The sequence below is a fragment of the Cytobacillus massiliigabonensis genome (assembly GCF_900199725.1).
Lineage (GTDB): Bacteria > Bacillota > Bacilli > Bacillales > Cytobacillaceae > Cytobacillus > Cytobacillus massiliigabonensis.
In genome coordinates this window covers 498,377-517,439 of the sequence record NZ_LT904903.1, presented here as the reverse complement: position 1 = coordinate 517,439, position 19,063 = coordinate 498,377, and the positions used below count along the sequence as shown (strand labels likewise).

The 19,063-nt window shown below is 37.4% G+C and carries 20 protein-coding genes; 3 read left to right on the top strand and 17 right to left on the bottom strand.

Features of this window, described 5'->3' with window-relative positions; genetic code table 11:
• Nucleotides 1–45 precede the first annotated feature (45 nt).
• The 11 genes from C1726_RS08710 to groES all read right to left on the bottom strand — a co-directional run bounded on the left by C1726_RS08710 (nucleotide 46) and on the right by groES (nucleotide 11,209).
• Nucleotides 46–576, bottom strand: coding sequence for a DUF2812 domain-containing protein (locus tag C1726_RS08710; protein ID WP_102272773.1), 531 nt, complete (start codon nucleotides 574–576; stop codon nucleotides 46–48).
• A complete protein-coding gene (locus C1726_RS08705; RefSeq protein ID WP_102272772.1) occupies nucleotides 573–893 on the bottom strand; it encodes a PadR family transcriptional regulator in 321 nt (106 codons plus the stop codon). Before C1726_RS08705 ends, C1726_RS08710 begins: the two co-directional genes overlap by 4 nt.
• Nucleotides 894–1,316: 423 nt before the next feature.
• Complete coding sequence (locus C1726_RS08695; RefSeq protein WP_102272771.1) at nucleotides 1,317–3,293, bottom strand: ABC transporter permease; 1,977 nt, start codon at nucleotides 3,291–3,293, stop codon at nucleotides 1,317–1,319.
• On the bottom strand, nucleotides 3,286–4,053 hold the full coding sequence (locus tag C1726_RS08690) for an ABC transporter ATP-binding protein (protein WP_102272770.1): 768 nt from the start codon (nucleotides 4,051–4,053) through the stop codon (nucleotides 3,286–3,288). Before C1726_RS08690 ends, C1726_RS08695 begins: the two co-directional genes overlap by 8 nt.
• Nucleotides 4,054–4,182: 129 nt before the next feature.
• The gene (locus C1726_RS08685; RefSeq protein ID WP_180968145.1) at nucleotides 4,183–5,184 is read right to left on the bottom strand and encodes a sensor histidine kinase; all 1,002 of its coding nucleotides are present in this window, start codon (nucleotides 5,182–5,184) and stop codon (nucleotides 4,183–4,185) included.
• Between the two features lies 1 nt (nucleotide 5,185).
• A complete protein-coding gene (locus C1726_RS08680) occupies nucleotides 5,186–5,857 on the bottom strand; it encodes a response regulator transcription factor (RefSeq protein WP_102272769.1) in 672 nt (223 codons plus the stop codon).
• Between the two features lie 668 nt (nucleotides 5,858–6,525).
• Entirely contained in the window at nucleotides 6,526–7,299 is a 774-nt protein-coding gene (locus C1726_RS08675) for an ABC transporter permease (protein ID WP_102272768.1), read from the bottom strand.
• Complete coding sequence (locus C1726_RS08670; RefSeq protein WP_102272767.1) at nucleotides 7,292–8,233, bottom strand: ATP-binding cassette domain-containing protein; 942 nt, start codon at nucleotides 8,231–8,233, stop codon at nucleotides 7,292–7,294. The genes C1726_RS08675 and C1726_RS08670 overlap by 8 nt, the downstream gene beginning before the upstream one ends.
• Nucleotides 8,234–8,393: 160 nt before the next feature.
• Nucleotides 8,394–9,002, bottom strand: coding sequence for a TetR/AcrR family transcriptional regulator (locus tag C1726_RS08665; protein ID WP_102272766.1), 609 nt, complete (start codon nucleotides 9,000–9,002; stop codon nucleotides 8,394–8,396).
• Between the two features lie 233 nt (nucleotides 9,003–9,235).
• Entirely contained in the window at nucleotides 9,236–10,864 is a 1,629-nt protein-coding gene (gene groL, locus C1726_RS08660; RefSeq protein WP_102272765.1) for a chaperonin GroEL, read from the bottom strand.
• Nucleotides 10,865–10,927: 63 nt separating this feature from the next.
• On the bottom strand, nucleotides 10,928–11,209 hold the full coding sequence (gene groES / locus C1726_RS08655; RefSeq protein WP_102272764.1) for a co-chaperone GroES: 282 nt from the start codon (nucleotides 11,207–11,209) through the stop codon (nucleotides 10,928–10,930).
• Between the two features lie 284 nt (nucleotides 11,210–11,493).
• On the opposite strand from groES, the gene C1726_RS08650 reads away from it, so the two are divergent.
• Both C1726_RS08650 and C1726_RS08645 read left to right on the top strand, forming a co-directional pair.
• Nucleotides 11,494–12,225, top strand: coding sequence for a CPBP family intramembrane glutamic endopeptidase (locus C1726_RS08650; protein WP_102272763.1), 732 nt, complete (start codon nucleotides 11,494–11,496; stop codon nucleotides 12,223–12,225).
• Entirely contained in the window at nucleotides 12,222–12,428 is a 207-nt protein-coding gene (locus tag C1726_RS08645) for a YdiK family protein (protein ID WP_102272762.1), read from the top strand. The genes C1726_RS08650 and C1726_RS08645 overlap by 4 nt, the downstream gene beginning before the upstream one ends.
• 36 nt (nucleotides 12,429–12,464) lie before the next feature.
• Here the strand turns inward: C1726_RS08645 and C1726_RS08640 are convergent, their stop codons facing one another.
• The gene (locus C1726_RS08640; RefSeq protein WP_102272761.1) at nucleotides 12,465–13,121 is read right to left on the bottom strand and encodes a redox-sensing transcriptional repressor Rex; all 657 of its coding nucleotides are present in this window, start codon (nucleotides 13,119–13,121) and stop codon (nucleotides 12,465–12,467) included.
• Nucleotides 13,122–13,150: 29 nt separating this feature from the next.
• Complete coding sequence (gene moaC, locus C1726_RS08635; RefSeq protein WP_102272760.1) at nucleotides 13,151–13,639, bottom strand: cyclic pyranopterin monophosphate synthase MoaC; 489 nt, start codon at nucleotides 13,637–13,639, stop codon at nucleotides 13,151–13,153.
• Nucleotides 13,640–13,785: 146 nt separating this feature from the next.
• Here moaC and C1726_RS08630 point away from each other — a divergent pair, with 146 nt between their 5' ends.
• A complete protein-coding gene (locus C1726_RS08630) occupies nucleotides 13,786–15,705 on the top strand; it encodes an ABC-F family ATP-binding cassette domain-containing protein (RefSeq protein ID WP_102272759.1) in 1,920 nt (639 codons plus the stop codon).
• A gap of 374 nt (nucleotides 15,706–16,079) precedes the next feature.
• Here the strand turns inward: C1726_RS08630 and tsaD are convergent, their stop codons facing one another.
• From tsaD to tsaE, 4 genes are read right to left on the bottom strand one after another with little or no spacing between them, the layout of a single operon-like run.
• Complete coding sequence (gene tsaD / locus C1726_RS08625) at nucleotides 16,080–17,105, bottom strand: tRNA (adenosine(37)-N6)-threonylcarbamoyltransferase complex transferase subunit TsaD (RefSeq protein ID WP_102272758.1); 1,026 nt, start codon at nucleotides 17,103–17,105, stop codon at nucleotides 16,080–16,082.
• Nucleotides 17,102–17,551: a ribosomal protein S18-alanine N-acetyltransferase gene (gene rimI / locus C1726_RS08620; protein WP_102272757.1), complete on the bottom strand. Its 450-nt coding sequence runs from the start codon at nucleotides 17,549–17,551 to the stop codon at nucleotides 17,102–17,104. The genes tsaD and rimI overlap by 4 nt, the downstream gene beginning before the upstream one ends.
• 4 nt (nucleotides 17,552–17,555) lie before the next feature.
• Complete coding sequence (gene tsaB, locus C1726_RS08615; protein WP_102272756.1) at nucleotides 17,556–18,263, bottom strand: tRNA (adenosine(37)-N6)-threonylcarbamoyltransferase complex dimerization subunit type 1 TsaB; 708 nt, start codon at nucleotides 18,261–18,263, stop codon at nucleotides 17,556–17,558.
• On the bottom strand, nucleotides 18,260–18,715 hold the full coding sequence (gene tsaE, locus C1726_RS08610; protein WP_102272755.1) for a tRNA (adenosine(37)-N6)-threonylcarbamoyltransferase complex ATPase subunit type 1 TsaE: 456 nt from the start codon (nucleotides 18,713–18,715) through the stop codon (nucleotides 18,260–18,262). The genes tsaB and tsaE overlap by 4 nt, the downstream gene beginning before the upstream one ends.
• Nucleotides 18,716–19,063 lie beyond the last annotated feature (348 nt).

Here is a 19,063-nt window from a genome sequence, read left to right as displayed (position 1 = left end):
AGGAACATGTTATTTGCATGCGAACAACATTACCTCTGCTAACAGTCATTCGAAAAACTTCTGATCTTTCTCTAAAAGCCTTTTACGCTGTATTATTTTTATTATTGGAAATGCTATTAGCAATGCTGCAGCTATATTAAAAAAACCAACAATGAATCCGTAGCTTGGTTTATCCCATAAATTACTGATGTTCGCAATCCCCATCCAAGCATTAATGAAAAAGAGTAAAGCAAAAATATTTAACATTCGTTTATAATAGGCAATTTTCGACTTTGTATCCGTGTAAAGTTCAAATGGGCCATCAGCTGCTGTCTTTTTCATGTATACCCAGCCACCCAATTCATTAATAATTGAAATCCCGCTATCTTTCAGAAATTCAAAGTAATCATTCTTTTCGCTTGAGGACATCCCGCTAATAAATTCATTGCGGTAAATAAATTCCCCAGGCTCACCCCTTGTAAATGTAAAACGTGCGAAAAAAAACTTTTGTAAATGCCATCCTTGTGCTCCCATTTCATTAACCCATTTTTCTTCTTTTTCATAATCCACAAAAAAGCGATACAATACTTTCCTCACGTTAAGTCCTCTCCCTTCGCAATCGCTAAGCCATTATTATACAGCTCACTAAGTCTTTTGATTTCATATTCAACCATTAATTTACCAGTATCTGTAATCACATATTCCTTTTTTCGCCCTTCCTCATCCAGCGGAATAATCCATTTTCTATTAACCAATGTTTTAATGGCTCCATAAATAGTTCCCGCTCCAAGTACAACACGGCCATTACTCAGCTCAGAAACAAACTGCATAATCCCGTATCCATGCCTAGGTTCATACAGAGATAAAAGAATATAATATACACCTTCTGTTAACGGAGCTTTTTCCTCCATCATTACACCACCTATCGTAAACCGTTATATCGACTGCTGATACATTAAGTATATCAGCAGTCGATATAACGGTCAATAATTTTTTGGTAAAATCGTGCAACTCGAGTGGAAGGTTGTCAATTTCCTGAACCGCACGATCAGCATCACAAAAAAATATTACATAGTTTAAAACACACCCATACATCACTTCTTGCCGAGACGGGTTTATTACTTGAACAGATCATAGATCACGCTTCGCTATACCGATGACTAAATCACGAAAAATGTGTGCCAAGCTGTCACGCAAGAAATGAAAAAAGAGGATTCACATAAGTTCAATGAACTTATGTGAATCCTCGATTAATATTATCTATGTTAGCAAGATCGAACAGAATAATTTATTTAAAGCACCCTTTTCTTGAATAAGTAAGAAATCAGTCCGTGTCTCTAACTAACAATCTTATAGTATTCTCTTGCTGTTAATGTGTAAACCATAGCATAAAATACAGCAAAGATGAGTATGGTTGCGGCTGTACAAATGACAAAAAGACCAATATTTGTTAAGTTTAGTAAAGCCAATAGTTTCGTGATCACTTTGAATGCGAAGGCTATGTGAATAACGGCTGCAACAAGTGGCAAGAAAAACACAACGAGTACTTGGCTCTTAATCGATTTTTTAATTTCCTCTTTACTCAAGCCTACTTTTTGCATAATTGCAAATCGTTCTTTGTCATCATAGCCTTCAGATATTTGCTTATAATACATAATTAAGACGGTTGCCATAATGAATAATGCGCCAAGAAATAGACCAAGGAAAAATAAACCTCCGTATAAAGAATAGAAAGATTCTTTTGATTCCTCTTGCCCTTCTGCATAGCCATCGATGGAGGCTTCCTTTAGCTTTAGGGATATGGCCTTTGTTAGGGCAATTTCATTTTCAGTGCTTCCCTTAGCATCAAAGCCTGAAAAATATGATAAATCCTTCCATTCTACTTGCTCCAATGCCTCATCAGGATATAGAGATTTAATCGTTTCTTCATCTTTTACGACGACTAAGTATCCATCTGTTAACATACCGGAACTATCGCCGTTGAACGATAGACCCTTTAACTGGTCTTTAATTTGAAATTCCTTTCCTGATATTGTAATAGTATTTTCAACAGGCTTTCCCTTAAACGTGTAAATTAGAACTTCATTGTCCTCCAGTTTAGCAGACTGTTTTTCCAACTGATTAAACTCATCAAGCGAGATTAGTTCAATCATTGAAATATTTGTAAGTGACTGCATTGTTGTACTGTCTGTTGTAAAAGTATTTCCTCCCCTAATTGCTGGAAAATCTGCAGAACGGTAATGAACCGGGTCTATTATTTCAATTTGATGCTTTTCCGCTTCTTCATGTATTATTTTTTCAACTACTTGTGCCTGCTCTTCGGAAATATTATTGGCTGAAATATCAATTTCCTTCGGATAGCGATTTTCTATCGAATCTTCTATTCCAATGTAAAGGGATACCGTGCTTGACAACATGACCAATACCATGGTGGAAAGAATACAAATATTGGCTAGACCTACTGCGTTTTGTTTCATCCGATAAATCATGCCTGATACACTGATAAAATGTTTAGTTTGATAGTAGTATCCTTTGTTTTTTCTCATCAATTTTAATAGGGCTATCGTACCTGCTGTAAACAATGAGTATGTTCCGATAATGACGAGTAGCACGGCTAAGAAAAACTTATTGAGCGCAGCTAATGGAGATTCAGTTACTAGTGCGATATAGTATCCGGATGCGAGTGCTGCCACCCCGATTATAACGAGGACCCATTTTGTTTTTGGTTCCTTTTCACCAACCTGACCGCCTCGCAATAATTCAATCGGTTTTGCCAGGTGAATTTGCCTTAAATTGTTTAGAAGGGTTAGGACAAAAATGCCAAGAAATAGGATCGATGTAATTCCTATTGATTTTATCGAAACAAAATACGTAAGTGGTACTTCAAAGTGTAAAATATTATTTAAGAGCAAAAACATTAACTTGCCTACAATCATTCCGCTTGCTAAACCAATGGCAAGACTAAAGACAGTGACGAAGAAGACCTCCCAAACAATTACTTTGGAAATATGCTTTTTCTCCATACCAAGAATGTTGAATAGACCAAATTCTTTTTTTCGCTGTTTAATTAAAAAGCTATTTGTATAGAACAAGAAAATAACGGAAAAGATCCCGATGACAATGTTGCCTAAATTCAAAATCGTAATCAAGGCATCACCACCGGACATTTCTTTCAGTCCCGGATTTCCCGACATAAAATGCATCATGTAAAACATAGCAATGGTACTGATACATGTAAGAATATAAGGGATATACGTTTTCCGGTGTTTATTAATATTGGTTAGGGCAAGTTTGGTGTAGAAAAATCTACTCATTTCTATCACCGCCCGTTGCAATGATGTTTAATGTATCCGAAATTCTTTGGTACATCGCTTCATTGGATAAGGATCCTTTATAGATTTGATGGAACACGGCTCCATCTTTAATAAACAGAACGCGGCTTGCATGGCTGGCGGCCTTGGTACTATGGGTCACCATAAGAATTGTTTGGCCTTCTTGATTAATCTGTGAGAAAATCTGCAGTAAATCATCAGCGGCACGTGAATCCAACGCACCGGTCGGCTCATCAGCAAGAACGAGCTTGGGATTTGTTATGAGGGCTCTCGCAACCGCTGCCCGCTGTTTTTGACCACCGGAAACTTCATATGGAAATTTTGTTAAAATATCTTTAATCCTTAAGTTTTCGACAAGCGGCCTTAAACGATTACTCATTTCACTGTATGATGTGCCGGATAATACGAGCGGTAAATAGATATTGTCTTGTAATGAAAATGTATCGAGTAAGTTAAAGTCCTGAAAAACAAATCCGAGATTCCTCCGACGAAATGCAGAAATTTCTTTTTCACTTATGGATACAATATCTTTGTCATTCAGTAAAACTTCGCCACTAGTCGGTTTATCAAGAGCAGCTAATATATTTAATAAAGTCGTCTTCCCGGAACCGGATTCGCCCATAATCGCAACATATTCCCCTTCTTCCACTGAAAAACTAACGTCTGAAAGTGCCTGAACATGATTGCCACCGAACCGAGTTGTGTATACTTTTTTTAAATTTTTCACCTCTAGTAATGCCATGAGAAATTCCTCCGTCTCTTCCTTTAACTACATGTTCAGTATAGCAATGGCTTCATTCACTCAGACATAGCTTTTGCTTACAAATAAGGGCTCAAACTTACAAAAATGTAAGACTGAAGTTTTTCGTTATCATTCCACCCCGATTTCCTTCGTTTCCAAATCAATGATAACCTTTGTTCCTATTCCTACCTCTGATTCAATGGTTATATCGTGGGATAGCTTGGTCAATATTTGTTTGCAAAGATACAAACCAATCCCCGTAGATTGTTTAAAGGCACGGCCATTGAATCCAGTAAAGCCCTTTTCAAATACACGCGGTAAATCTTCTGCTTGAATACCTATGCCAGTATCTTCTATAATCAGTTGTTTATTCTTCCTATAAATTGAAATAGAACCTTCCTTTGTATACTTCAGCGCATTGGATAGAATTTGTTCTATGACAAAGATCAGCCATTTTTCATCCGTTAATACGGTCCAGTTAATATCTGAATAGTTCAGACTGATTTTTTTTCGAATAAACATTTTGGCATTTTTGCGGATGGCTTGTTTGATGATATCATCTAATTCATATTTCTTAAAAACAAGATCATTGGACATATTTTCCAAACGAAGATATTGCATAACAAATTCAACATATTGTTCAATTTTAATCAATTCCAATTCCAATTCGGCCGTTTGCTCCTTTTGTTCCGATTGAAGAAGGAGTCTCATCGCCGCAATCGGTGTTTTAATTTGATGGGTCCACTGCGTAAAATAATCAACTAAATCTTTTTGCTTAATATCAGCTTGAACGGTCAATTCGTTCTTATTTTTATATAAAATTTGCAGCAGTTCTTGATATTTCTGTTCAATTGCATTTTTGGGGGCAGGCAATTGATCAATTTGTACCATAATGGTTTTTTCTGCGTTGTTTAGCCTTTTATATTGTTTTATAAATTTTAAAAAATCAACAACAAAAAAGACGAGGACAATATATGAACATAAAAGGATGGAGTAAAGGATGGGGTCGAGTGGGTGATGGCTAAGCGAAAAAACGATAGTAAAGCATAGGACAAAAAGGCAGAATAAGGCTATCGGTTTCCAGTTTTTATATAAATATAGAAGAAATAAATTTTCTTTATGCTTATTCATATTAGTCCACCAAATAGCCGAGTCCTTTCTTGGTTTTAATAAAATCATTGAGTCCAATTGCCTCTAATTTCTTTCGGAGACGGTTGATATTCACCGTTAGTGTATTGTCATCAATAAAACTGTCCGTTTCCCATAGCCGCGTCATTAGAATATCCCTTGAAACAGCCTTCCCCTTATTTTCAAGTAGAACATTCAAAATTTTTTGGTCGTTTTTGGTTAAATCGATTTTCTGGCCATTAAAGGTAATGGTTGCATCACTTATGTTTAGGATAGCCCCACGGTGTTCCAGCAAATTTGTTTGTCCGGTAAAATCGTAGGTTCGTCGAAGTAATGCTTGTACTTTTGAAGTAAGGATCGTCAAGTCGAAAGGTTTGGCAATAAAATCATCCCCGCCCAAATTAATAGCCATCACAATATTCATGTTATCGGAAGCAGAAGAGATAAAAATAATCGGTACCTTGGATACTTTGCGAATCTCTTGACACAAGGTAAACCCGTTCACAAAAGGAAGAGAGATATCCAATAAAACTAATTGTGGATCAAAAGAAACAAATTGTGTCATGACATTCTGAAAATCAGAAACATATTCCACTTCAAATCCCCACGGCTGAAGATGATTTTTTACCGTTCTGGCAATGACCATGTCATCTTCTACAATGAATATTTTGTACATAAACTTAGCTCCAACTTGTCAGTATTTTAATTAAATCCCCTACTAAATCAATCCAATTACAATATAGTTTGATGTAATCTTAAGGGATTTGTCTTCTTTACTATTATTTGATTAAGATATATTTGGGTTATAGCCAAAGATTCATAGAATAAGATACCTCTGTTCTATATAACAATAAAGTCCCCATTCAACTGCGGCTACTTCACCGCTTTAATTATTTTACAACCAATGCCACATTTATTCTACAAAATGGACCTAAAATGGAAAAAGACGCTGTTTCTTGCCTACTTGAAAGCGGCTGATTTCGGAATTTCAAAATAATTATACTTTACCTAAATAGCTTCTTGTATTATTTGGAATACTATTTTTCCTATTTTGCTGTGTTTTCAATTAAATTCGATCATGCAGCAAAAAATGGATTTACTACTTGTCGGCTTTATTTGGGGAATGATAATCAGATCACAAGAAATGAAAAAAGAAACCTCTCAAAAGTTCGCTGAAATCATGAGAAGCCTCCACTAATTTCCTCAACGTTAGTAAAATGTTAGCATTTTTAGTGTTTCATTTAAGACTTAAAAACTATTTCCATTCTTAGTATCAATAGATTTCTTCTGTTCTATATTTTTGTTTTTATTGAAATTAAATTCTCCCTTCCTCCATCCCACAGATTATTCTTGTTTCTTTCGTTTGAAAATTACCACAGAAATGATGAAGCTTATAATCAATAAAGATCCAAACCAAAGAATGCTTAACAAGAAATTGTTTCCAATTGGGACCCCGATAAGAAGTCCACGTAATGTTTCAATCAGTGGAGTCATAGGCTGGTTTTCAGCGAAGGCGTGGAGCCAAGTTGGCATCGTCTCTGTTGGTACAAAAGCACTGCTAACATATGGCAAAAACAGCATCGGAAACGTTGCAGCATTTGAAGTTTCCACACTTTTCATAATTAAACCAATTGCAATAAACAGCCAATTGAGAGAAAACATGAATAGTGATAAAATCACAATCACACCTAGCCATTCCAGTAATTCCGCATTCGGCTGAAACCCAATGAGCAGTGCAACAAGGAAAATTACAGTCGTTGCAATAACATTGCGAATGAACCCTCCTATTACGTGGCCAGCCATTAAAGAAGATGGAAGGAGGGGCATACTTCGAAATCGTTCAAATAACCCGCCAACCATGTCCTTTGTAACACTTAATGCGATTAACGAACTTCCAAAGCCTGCACAGGTGATGATTACTCCTGGAACAACATAATTCACATATTCTGTCCCAGTTTGAATCGCACCTCCAAAAACATAAACGAACATGACCATTATGGCAACTGGTAGCCCAATAGCCATTAATAGGGACTCTGGCTCACGGAAAATATGCTTTAAACTGCGTTGAGACATTACCCAGCCATCTGATAAGGCCCAATATAATTTAGATTTACGCATTGGCAGAGTGCTCCTTTCTTTTACGACTTGTTATATCCATAAAAACATCATCAAGCGTTGGTTTGCGAAAAGTTACAGTGCTAGGCTCAATGCCATGTTCATGTAAAGTATTGAGTAACTGGCGCAAACTTTCTGTTGAACCAGTATGAATCGAAATTCTTCGCTCATTATCATGTACTTGACCTTGTATAAGCTCTTGAGCATTTTGAAATGCATATAAATCATTGAAAGTTAATTCTAGCTTTTCCTCACCTATCATACATTTAAGCTCTTCAGCTGTTCCTTCTTCTACAATCTTTCCATTATCAATAACAGCAATTTTATCTGCAAGCTGATCAGCTTCTTCCAAGTATTGTGTTGTTAAAAAGATGGTTACACCGTCCTTTGCAAGTTGTTGAATCAGATTCCACATATTCTTGCGACTACGGGGATCAAGTCCAGTTGTAGGTTCATCTAAGAAAATCACTTTTGGTGAGGCAAGCAGACTAATAGCAATATCAAGCCTTCTGCGCATCCCGCCAGAATAGGTTTTCACCTGTTTTTTTGCAGCATTCGTTAACTCAAATTGTTCCAGCAGTTCCGCTGTCCGTTTTTTTACTAAATGGCGGCTCAAGTGATTTAGACGCCCCATCATCATGAGATTTTCTTCGCCTGTCAGCAATTCATCTACTGAAGCATACTGACCAGTTAAGCTAATCTTTTGTTTGACAGATTCAGATTCACGATGCGTATCGTATCCAGCAATTGCTGCAATACCACTATCGGCCTGGATTAATGTAGATAGGATGCGTACTGTTGTCGTTTTACCGGCACCATTTTCACCAAGTAATGCAAAGATTGATCCACACTCTACCTCAAAGTTTAATCCATCTAAAACCGTATGCTTTCCGTAGGATTTCTTTAAATCGTGAACAGAAATAATACTTTCTTTCATTTCATCACTCCTTTTTGATTGATTAAGTCAGTCAATTAAAAGTTAAAAACAATGACTGATTTTTGATTGATTAAACCAGTCAATATAAAGGTAAAATATATCCCCTCGTTTTGTCAACAGGAAATTCTGGTGACTAAATCGAGGGGAGGTAAAAACTCGATTAACGTGTTGTAATCATTCTCAAGAAAATGGCAATTTTACGATCCATATTTTCATGCCAAAAATCGGGATCATCTGCCATCACTCCTGAAATAATGGTTAGAAATATTCCAACAAGCTCTTCAGGATCTTCTTGGATCACTTCACCTGCTTCTTGTCCCTCTTTAAAAATTGGAATGAAAAATTCTACAAACATCATTCCTACGTTTTTCGTAAATTCAAGTATATGCCCAGGAACACCTTCCGTATGTTCTAGGTGCTGGATAATGCGAAATATATCACTACTTGTAGACATGCTTGATGAAAGGGCAAACTTAGTAAATTTACGTATTTTTTCTAATGGAGATAATTCCATTCTCGAAAGCTCTGTAAGAAATTTACGCGTTTCATTTAATTCCATTGCCCATTCAAGGCTTTCGTATAACACTTCCTCCTTTGATTTGAAATAATGATAAACTAAGCCATGGCTAATTCCAGCTTCCTTTGCGATTAAAGAAATCTTTGTAAGTTTAAATCCGTTTTCTGCAAACACTTTAATCGCAGCTCGCATAATTTGTATCTTACGTTCATTTCGGATAGTTTCTAATTGATCTTCATTTAAAGGTGCCATGCATTTCAATTCTCCTAAAGTATTGGTAACATGATTCTATCATATTGTATGAAAAAGGCTAAGCAGAAACATAAAAATACCCTATAGAGTAGACTTTTTTAAAGTTTCTACTCTATAGGGTACATTTTATGTTTATTTGAGCTTCAAGAAAGCCTCCGTTAATATCCTCAATGTTAGCATGCCACTTTCACCTTACTAACAAACCCAGTTATATCAAGGGTTTGAGGGCGTTATTACATCATGCCGCCCATTCCACCCATTCCGCCCATATCAGGCATCATTGGTGCTTTTTCTTCTGGCTTATCAGCAACAACGGCTTCAGTTGTTAAGAACATAGCCGCTACAGATGCTGCGTTTTGAAGAGCTGAACGTGTAACCTTAGTTGGGTCAACGATTCCAGCTTCAACCATGTTTACCCACTCGTTTGTAGCAGCGTTGAAACCTGTGCCGATTTCTTCGCGCTTTAAGCGGTCAACAACAACAGATCCTTCAAGGCCTGCATTGTGAGCGATTGTGCGTACTGGCTCTTCCATTGCACGTAATACAATGTTAATACCTGTAGCAACGTCGCCTTCAGCTTGAAGAGCAGCTACTTTTTTGTATACGTTTAGAAGGGCAACTCCACCACCAGAAACGATTCCTTCTTCTACAGCAGCGCGTGTAGAGTTAAGAGCGTCTTCGATGCGAAGCTTGCGTTCTTTTAATTCTGTTTCTGTTGCAGCACCAACTTTAACTACTGCCACACCGCCAGCTAATTTAGCTAAGCGCTCTTGTAATTTTTCACGGTCAAATTCAGAAGTTGTTTCATCCATTTGAACACGGATTTGGTTTACACGACCAGCGATTTGTGCACTATCTCCAGCACCTTCTACGATTGTTGTGTTTTCTTTTGTAACAACCACTTTAGAAGCACGTCCAAGAGAAGCGATTGTAGCAGATTTAAGGTCACGGCCTAATTCTTCTGTGATGACTTCCCCGCCAGTTAAAATCGCGATGTCTTCAAGCATAGCCTTACGGCGGTCACCGAAGCCAGGAGCTTTAACAGCAACAGCGTTAAATGTTCCGCGCAATTTGTTCACTACTAAAGTAGAAAGTGCTTCACCTTCAACATCCTCAGCAACTAATAATAATGGCTTGCCTTGTTGAACAACTTGCTCAAGAACTGGCAATACTTCTTGAATGCTTGAAATTTTCTTATCTGTAATTAAAATGTATGGGTTGTCTAGAACAGCTTCCATTTTTTCTGTGTCTGTTACCATGTATGCAGAAGCATAGCCACGGTCGAATTGCATACCTTCTACTACATCTAACTCAGTAGTGAAGCCTTTTGACTCTTCAATTGTAATAACACCGTCGTTGCCAACGCGTTCCATTGCTTCAGCAATTAATTGGCCTACTTCTTCGTCAGCAGCAGAAATTGCAGCAACTTGTGCGATGGATTCTTTGTTTTCGATTGGTTTAGAAATTGCTTGTAATTCTTCTACTGCAGTTGCAACAGCTTTTTCGATTCCTTTGCGAATACCCATTGGGTTTGCACCAGCAGTTACGTTTTTAAGACCTTCACGAATCATCGCTTGAGCAAGTACAGTTGCAGTTGTTGTACCATCACCAGCAACATCGTTTGTCTTGCTTGCTACTTCAGCAACAAGCTTAGCACCCATGTTTTCGAAAGCATCTTCTAATTCGATTTCTTTCGCAATTGTTACTCCATCATTTGTGATTAATGGAGAACCGAATTTTTTCTCAAGAACCACGTTGCGTCCTTTAGGTCCAAGAGTTACTTTTACTGCATCAGCAAGTGTATCAACGCCGCGCAGCATCGCACGGCGAGCATCTTCACTAAATTTGATCTCTTTTGCCATTTGTAAAAACCTCCTCTAAAATTATGAAAAGTTATCTTTTAGAATCTATTTGCGTATTGTTTATTAACCGATAATAGCAAGAATATCATTTTCACGTAAAATCAAGTATTCTTTTCCTTCGTATTTCACTTCTGTTCCAGCATATTTTGAGAAGATGATACGGTCGCCGTTAGCGACTTCAAGGGCTACGCGTTCACCATTTTCAACGCGTCCAGTACCTACAGCTACAACTTTACCTTCTTGAGGTTTTTCTTTAGCAGTGTCCGGCAAAACGATGCCGCTTGCAGTTTTTTCTTCAGTTTCAACAAGCTCGATAATAATTCGATCACCTAGTGGCTTTAACAAGTGAAACAACCTCCTCAATTTATATGTAATATTTTTATTAGCACTCTATCCATCTGAGTGCTAACACAATTATTATATTAAAGAAAACGAACTCTATTTGCAAGGGTGAAGCTCATTTTTTTACAAAAAATATTTATAGTGAAAATTTGCATCAGTCATTGAAGTTATGACTATCGGACTGTTCTATTTGAAACTACAACCTAATTATGAGTAAAATGAAAGATGGTAAAGAAGCGAGTGAATAATCATCTCGGCCAACCAACCTATTAGAAGGAGACAATACATTGAAAAAAGAATACTGGATCATTCTTATTGCATATATAGCCATGCAATTTTCTGGGATTATAGGCGTTCCACTTCTAATGCTTGCCGGTAACTTTTTGGGCAAAAGTCCTGAAGACATGCAAATGCTTTCCGTTCCCTACTGGATTGTGATTAGCTTTTCAATTACCTTCATTATTGCACTTATGCTATTACGCAAAGAAATGAAAACTGTCCGGGAATTACGGGATGCTTCATCTGTTCCAACTTCTATCGCATGGGCAGTGGGTGGAATCTTCCTAGCTTATTTCGCGCAAATAATGGCGGCAAGTATCGAAAACATGATCGGCATTGAAATGGGGTCAGAAAATACTCAGGACATCCTGATGCTTATCCAAACCTTCCCAGCAGTAATAATTGTCAGTTCCATCATCGGTCCTATATTAGAAGAAATTGTTTTTCGAAAAATTATTTTCGGATCTCTGCATAAGCGATTAAACTTCTTTGTATCTGCATTAATTAGCTCTGTCATTTTTTCCCTTGCACATGCAGAGATTGAACATACGCTCTTATATTCAGCTATGGGATTTACCTTTGCTTTTCTATATGTAAAAACAAAGCGGATTATCGTACCGATCTTCGCTCATGTGACAATGAATACACTTGTTGTCATTCTCCAGCTGAATAAGGAACCTATAGAAAACTGGCTGGAAAAAATAGAAAAAATACAATCTTTTATTGGAGGATTTATATGAGAAGGTCACCTTTATTTTCGGGCATTATCTATATTATTCTCGGTCTCCTCTTTACATACATCGCTATTCAAAATATACAAAGAGAACAAGGCTGGGGAATTTTCACTGTATTTTTAATTATTATTGCAACCTTTGACTTAGGCGGAGGTCTGCGAATGGTCGCTTTTCATTTCAAAATAAAGAATAGCTTAAAAAATAAATGAGTCTCCATTTTGAGAGGCTCATTTATTTTTACCGTTTTATTCTTCTTTTTCATTATCTGTCGGGTAATGCTTTAAAAAATAGATAAGAGACTGTAGCTCTACAGCTAAATCGATATGATGAATTCTTATTGTTGGTGGAACGGATAGTCTTGCTGGTGTAAAATTCAAAATTCCATTTACACTTCCCTGAACGATCCGGTCAGCGATCGATTGAGCAGCAGGTGCAGGAACGGTTAATATCGCCACTTGAATATTGTGTTCTTCAATCACTTTTTCTAAATCATCCATATGGAAAACGGGAACTTCTCCAATTTTAGAACCGACTTTATTTACATCTACATCAAAGGCCACTTCAATTTTTGTATTATTATTTTTCAAAAAGTTATAATTCAAAAATGCAGTACCTAAATTTCCTACTCCAATTAATGCCACCTTTGTCAGTTCATCCTGGTCTAATGTCTTCCGAAAAAAGGTAAGCAAATAATTGACATTATATCCATACCCCTTTTTCCCTAATGCTCCAAAGTAGGAAAAATCCCTGCGGATTGTTGCAGAGTCAACCTTTACTGCCTCACTCAGCTCAGCAGATGATACCCTTTGCTTGCCAGAGGAATGTAAATTCTTCAGAAATCGATAGTACAAAGGGAGCCTTTTTGCAGTTGCTTGCGGAATTTTCACTGATTCATTCGCCATTTTTCATCCACTCTCCCAAAGTTACATTATTATTTAGTGTCTCTTTTAAAGTCTCCATTTTTACCGCCCGTTTTTTCAACTAAATACGTTCTGCCAATAATCATTCCCTTATCAACCGCTTTACACATATCATAAACGGTCAAAGCACAAACAGATGCGGCTGTGAGCGCTTCCATCTCAACGCCGGTGTTTCCTTTTGTTTTAGCTGATGCTGTAATTAATAGTGTATATTCCTCTTGATTAATTTTCCATGAGAAAGAAATATCCACACCAGTTAGCGGAATGGGGTGACACATCGGGATGATTTCCCAGGTTTTCTTGCATGCCATTACTCCAGCTACTTGAGCGACTGCAAGGACATCCCCTTTTTTCATTTTATTAGAAGTAATTTTTTCATATATTTCTTTATTTACAATAATACTTGAGTGAGCAATCGCAGTTCGGACCGTTTCAGGCTTGTCACTTACATCAACCATTTTTGCTCGGCCCTCTTGATTAAAATGAGTAAAATCTGTCATGTACATACACCTCTCTACAAAATGATACACTATTTTTATCCATTTGTATGCAATTTGTACAATCATTCACTTACACAAAAGGCTTCGGTTATTGCCCAACATATATGAATGAGTTACACTAACTCTAGAATATAGAGGTGAAAAAAATGATTTTATTACAAGTAAATCAATTAATTAAAAATTTTGGTGCTGACCCTATTTTATCGAATATAAAGCTTGAAGTACAAACGAGGGATCGAATTGCCCTTGTAGGCCGTAACGGAGCCGGTAAATCTACTCTATTAAAAATTATTGCAGGACAAATGTCTTATGATTCCGGAGAAATTATTAAGCCCAAGGAAGTGAAAATTGGCTATTTGGCTCAAAATACGGGTCTGGAATCCGATCAATCCATTTGGGATGAAATGTTAACGGTATTTGCGCATTTTCAAACCCAAGAAAAAGAATTGCGCAGGCTTGAAGAACGGATGTCAGATCCTGAAGCGATGGGAAATCAGCAAGAATATGAACGGATTTTGTCTGAATATGATAAACGCCAAGTTCAATTCAAAGAGGAAGGCGGCTATCAATATGAATCAGACATCCGTTCCGTCCTCCATGGATTGAATTTCCATTCCTTTAGCTATGATACAAAAATATCAACACTTAGCGGGGGACAGAAAACAAGACTTGCACTTGGAAAGCTATTATTAACAAAACCCGACATTTTAATCCTGGATGAACCTACCAATCATTTAGATATTGATACTTTAACTTGGTTAGAGCAATATTTACAAGGATATGACGGGGCAATATTAATTGTCTCACATGACCGTTATTTTTTAGATAAAGTGGTTTCACAGGTTTACGAACTATCAAGACTTCAGATTCGCAAATATACAGGGAATTACAGTGCTTATCTCGATCAGAAAGCTGCAAACTATGAACGTGAAATGAAAGAATATGAAAAACAGCAGGAGGAAGTAGCGAAACTTCAGGATTTCATTCAACGAAACCTTGCACGTGCCTCTACAACGAAAAGAGCTCAGAGCCGCCGAAAACAGCTTGAAAAAATGGAAATAATGGACAGGCCCTTAGGGGATGAAAAATCAGCCTCTTTTGGCTTCCAAATTGATAGACAATCAGGAAATGAAGTATTGAAGGCTGATTCAATCGCTATCGGCTATCATGGGGAAGAAATTTCAAAAGGGATTTCCTTCCGGATTACAAGAGGGGAAAGCATTGCCCTTGTTGGTCCAAATGGGGTTGGAAAATCTACTCTATTAAAAACAATCATTGATAAACTGTCCCCAATTGCAGGTCATTTCCACCATGGTTCAAATGTTTTCATCGGATACTATGATCAGGAACAAGCTGAACTCTCCTCGAATAAGCGAGTTTTAAATGAGCTATGGGATGAATATCCTCTAAAGCCAGAGAAGGATATCCGGACGGTATTAGGAAATTTCCTCTTCTCTGGTGATGATGTTTTAAAGAATGTATCCACCTTAAGCGGAGGAGAAAAGGCTCGGTTAGCACTAGCTAAGTTAATGATGCAGCGGGCAAATTTTTTGATTCTGGACGAGCCTACTAACCACCTTGATTTAGATAGTAAAGAAATATTAGAAAACGCACTTATCGATTATCCAGGGACCATCCTTTTCGTTTCTCATGACCGCTACTTTATTAACCGAATTACAACAAAAGTAATCGAGCTCAGCAAGGATGGTGCAACTGAGTACCTTGGTGATTATGATTATTATATTGAAAAGAAGCATGAGCAAGAAGAGTTAAAGGCATTAGATTCCATTCAAAAAAATTCTGCACCTCAGCCAAATCAGGAAAAAAACAGCTATCAGCTGGATAAGGAAGCAAAGAAAATTGAAAGACAGCGCCAAAGAAGATTAGAAGAAGTAGAAAAGCAAATCGGTGAGCTAGAGGTTTTAATATCTGAATATGAGCAGCAATTATGTGAGCCGGAAGTTTACCAAAATCATGAAAAAGTTCAAGAGATTACGAATAAAAACAATGAGGCAAAGGTTAAATTAGACGAATTAGTTGAAGAATGGACAGAATTAGCAGATTAAGAAAAGCGAAAGTGCCTTGGTCATCGCCGTACAAACGCAGAAGGATCGCCGACTGAGATAAAGGAGACACAATGAACGATAGTGAATTGATGTCGACTTATCGCAAGGAGGGGGCCTGAAGTTTGATAGGCGATAGAACGCTTGTGCTAGACATTAAGAAAAAGGAACTGGGGATATATACACCCTTTGTTCCTTTTTTATCCACAAAAATATTCACAATCAATCGGTTGAAATGTAAGACTTCCACAGACTTTTCCACATTATCCACAAGAAACGGCATTATTATCCACAATTTCTGCTGTAATTATCTGATTTTTCTATTTATCCACAAGAAAGTCCTCATTTTTCAATGAGGACTTTTTCCTACCTGTTCCTTAATTGTGGATAGTTATATCAAGACCTGGATTTGCATTCAATGCCATAGTTGATTGAACCCCTTTTTCAAATAAAACACTGCCTGCAGCTGCAATCATTGCCGCATTATCTGTGCATAGAGATAACGGAGGAATAACAAGCTCGCAATCAGGCAGTTTATTAAACTCCTCCTGTAAGGCTGATCGCAGCCCCTTATTTGCTGCTACACCACCAGCTAATAGCACCTGCTTCACAGTGTACTCTTTTGCAGCCCTACTTGTTTTTGCCACAAGCACGTCAATTACGCTTTGTTGAAAGCTTGCTGCCAAATCTTCAGGCTTAATGTTCTCTCCTCTTTGTTCAGCATTGTGGACAGTGTTAATAACTGCTGATTTTAATCCACTGAAGCTAAAATCATAGGAGCCTTCCTCCAGCCATGCTCGAGGCAATGATATTGAAGGTTCACCCTCCTGTGCTAATCGATCAATATGAGGTCCCCCTGGATAGGGAAGATTTAATGTTCTTGCTACCTTATCATAAGCTTCTCCAGCAGCATCATCCCTTGTTTCACCAATGACTTCAAAATGACCATGCTCTTTCATATATACAAGTTCTGTATGTCCACCTGAAACAACAAGTGAGAGCAAAGGAAAATCCATTTCTGTTACAAGCCGATTTGCATAAATATGTCCAGCTATATGATGAACACCAACTAATGGGATGCCATGAGCAAAAGCAACTGCCTTTGCTGCATTTACTCCCACTAATAATGCTCCAACTAATCCTGGACCTTCTGTTACTGCAATGGCACTTAAATCTTCGTAACTAATCTTTGCCTGATTTAACGCCTCTTCTAGTACAATTGTCATTTGCTCTACATGATGACGAGATGCAATCTCTGGTACAACACCGCCAAATCTTTTATGGCTTTCAATTTGGGATGCTACCACATTTGCAGCAATTTCTCTTCCATTTTTAATAATTGCAACTGCCGTTTCATCACAGCTTGTTTCTATTCCCATGATTAACTGATCTTTGTTTGTCATAAATTCACCCACATTACTAGAGCATCTTCTTGATTATCCGAATAGTAGTTTTTTCTAATTCCGCCATCTTGAAATCCAAGCTTTCGATAGAGGGATTGGGCAACAGAATTAGAAACTCGCACCTCAAGCGACATCGTCCTCGCTCCTCTCTCTGATGCTATCTCCATTACTTGTCTCATTAATGCCTCACCTAGCTTCCTTCCTCGATACTCCGGCAAAATGGCCACATTTGTGATTTGAGCTTCATCTATAACAATCCAAACACCACAATAGCCAATGACTTTTCTATCTTCTTCTAAGCCAATATACAAAGCATATTGATTCGTCGTTAACTCATTTTGAAATGCCTCTCTACTCCATGGAAGGGTAAAAGATTCATGCTCAATTTTTAGAATGTCATCCACATCATTTATATCCATAAATCGAAAGGTTAAAGACTTATTCATACTGCTACTTCCTTATCTTCTCTTTATTCGCTTTGATCCAATTAGCTTCTGCTTCTGCTAAACGAATGTAATTAGGAACAAAAGAATGTATATCCTCAGCTTCCCTATCCCTGCCCAGTAATGCTAGCTCAGCAGGTCGAGGATTATGCTCTGTTATTTCAGCGAAAACGGCTTGTGTTCCAATTATTTCTTCAAAGGTTTCTTGATGAAGCGGCAAATCATTGCCAAGCAAAAGAACCTTTTCATTTCTTTCTTTCAGTTCTGCAGCCCAATCCTTAGATAGGACCAACTGATCTTTATTCTTTGTGATTAATTTTCCCTCACTGAATTGGTAAAGGCCCGTATAAATTTGACCTCTGCGTGCATCAAATATGGGAGAAACTACACCTTCAAAATAACGACCAGCAGATGCTGCTAATACCTCTAAGCTCGAAACCCCTGTCAATGGAATATTCAATGTCCATGCTAATGTCTTTGCAATAGTCACACCAATTCGAACTCCTGTATACGAACCAGGACCATTAGCAACAACAATCTTTGAAAGATCACTTGGCTTCATATCACAGTCTTTCATTAATGCTTCAATTGCAGGCATTGCACGCACAGAATGATTTTTCTTTATATTTGTAATATATTCACCTATCACTTGGTTCCCATCTAATAAAGCCACACCTAATGCATAATTAGACGTATCGATTGAAAGCAACTTCATTTAAAAAACTCCTTACATAATTCCTCATATCTTTCACCTTTAGGTGTTACAACAATTTTCCTTGCCCCATTCTCACCTAAAAACAAAGATATCAATAATAATTCTTGCGGAAGCTGTTCTTCTATTAAATGTGCCCATTCAACAACTGTAACTCCATTTCCTTCAAAGTATTCATCGAATCCTAAATCTTCAAATGACTCCTCCACTCGATATACATCCATATGATAAAGAGGCATTCTTCCTTGATACTCTTTTATAATTGTGAAAGTAGGGCTGTTCACATTTCTTTTTATATCTAAACCAAGAGCAAGCCCTTTTGTAAAAGTTGTTTTACCTGCACCAAGATCGCCTTCTAATGCAATCACATCACCTGGCTTTAACCAATCTGCAAGACGTTTAGAGAAATCCATTGTTTCTTCGGGCTGATTCGAGATAAACTCAAATTGCTTCATATTAATTACTCACCTTTTTCATTTGGCTGTGTTAAACACATAGCTGTTGATTTTCGCTACAATCAACAAGGATAATTATCGATATACAACTTTAACACAGTCTGTCATTTAAATCTGTTTCCAAAAGGAAAAGCTTTTTTATTTTAAAGTCCAATTCTTCTTATTCTGACAAAAAAACCTTAGGATAGATCCTAAGGAATATCTATTATATGTATAGTCTACATGATTTTTTGTTACTGAGCAAAAAAGCATGAATAAAAATGGACAAAAAAAAAGACGAAACAATGTTTCGCACTTAACTTTTTTGTATAATGGCGGTCCGGACGGGACTCGAACCCGCGACCTCCT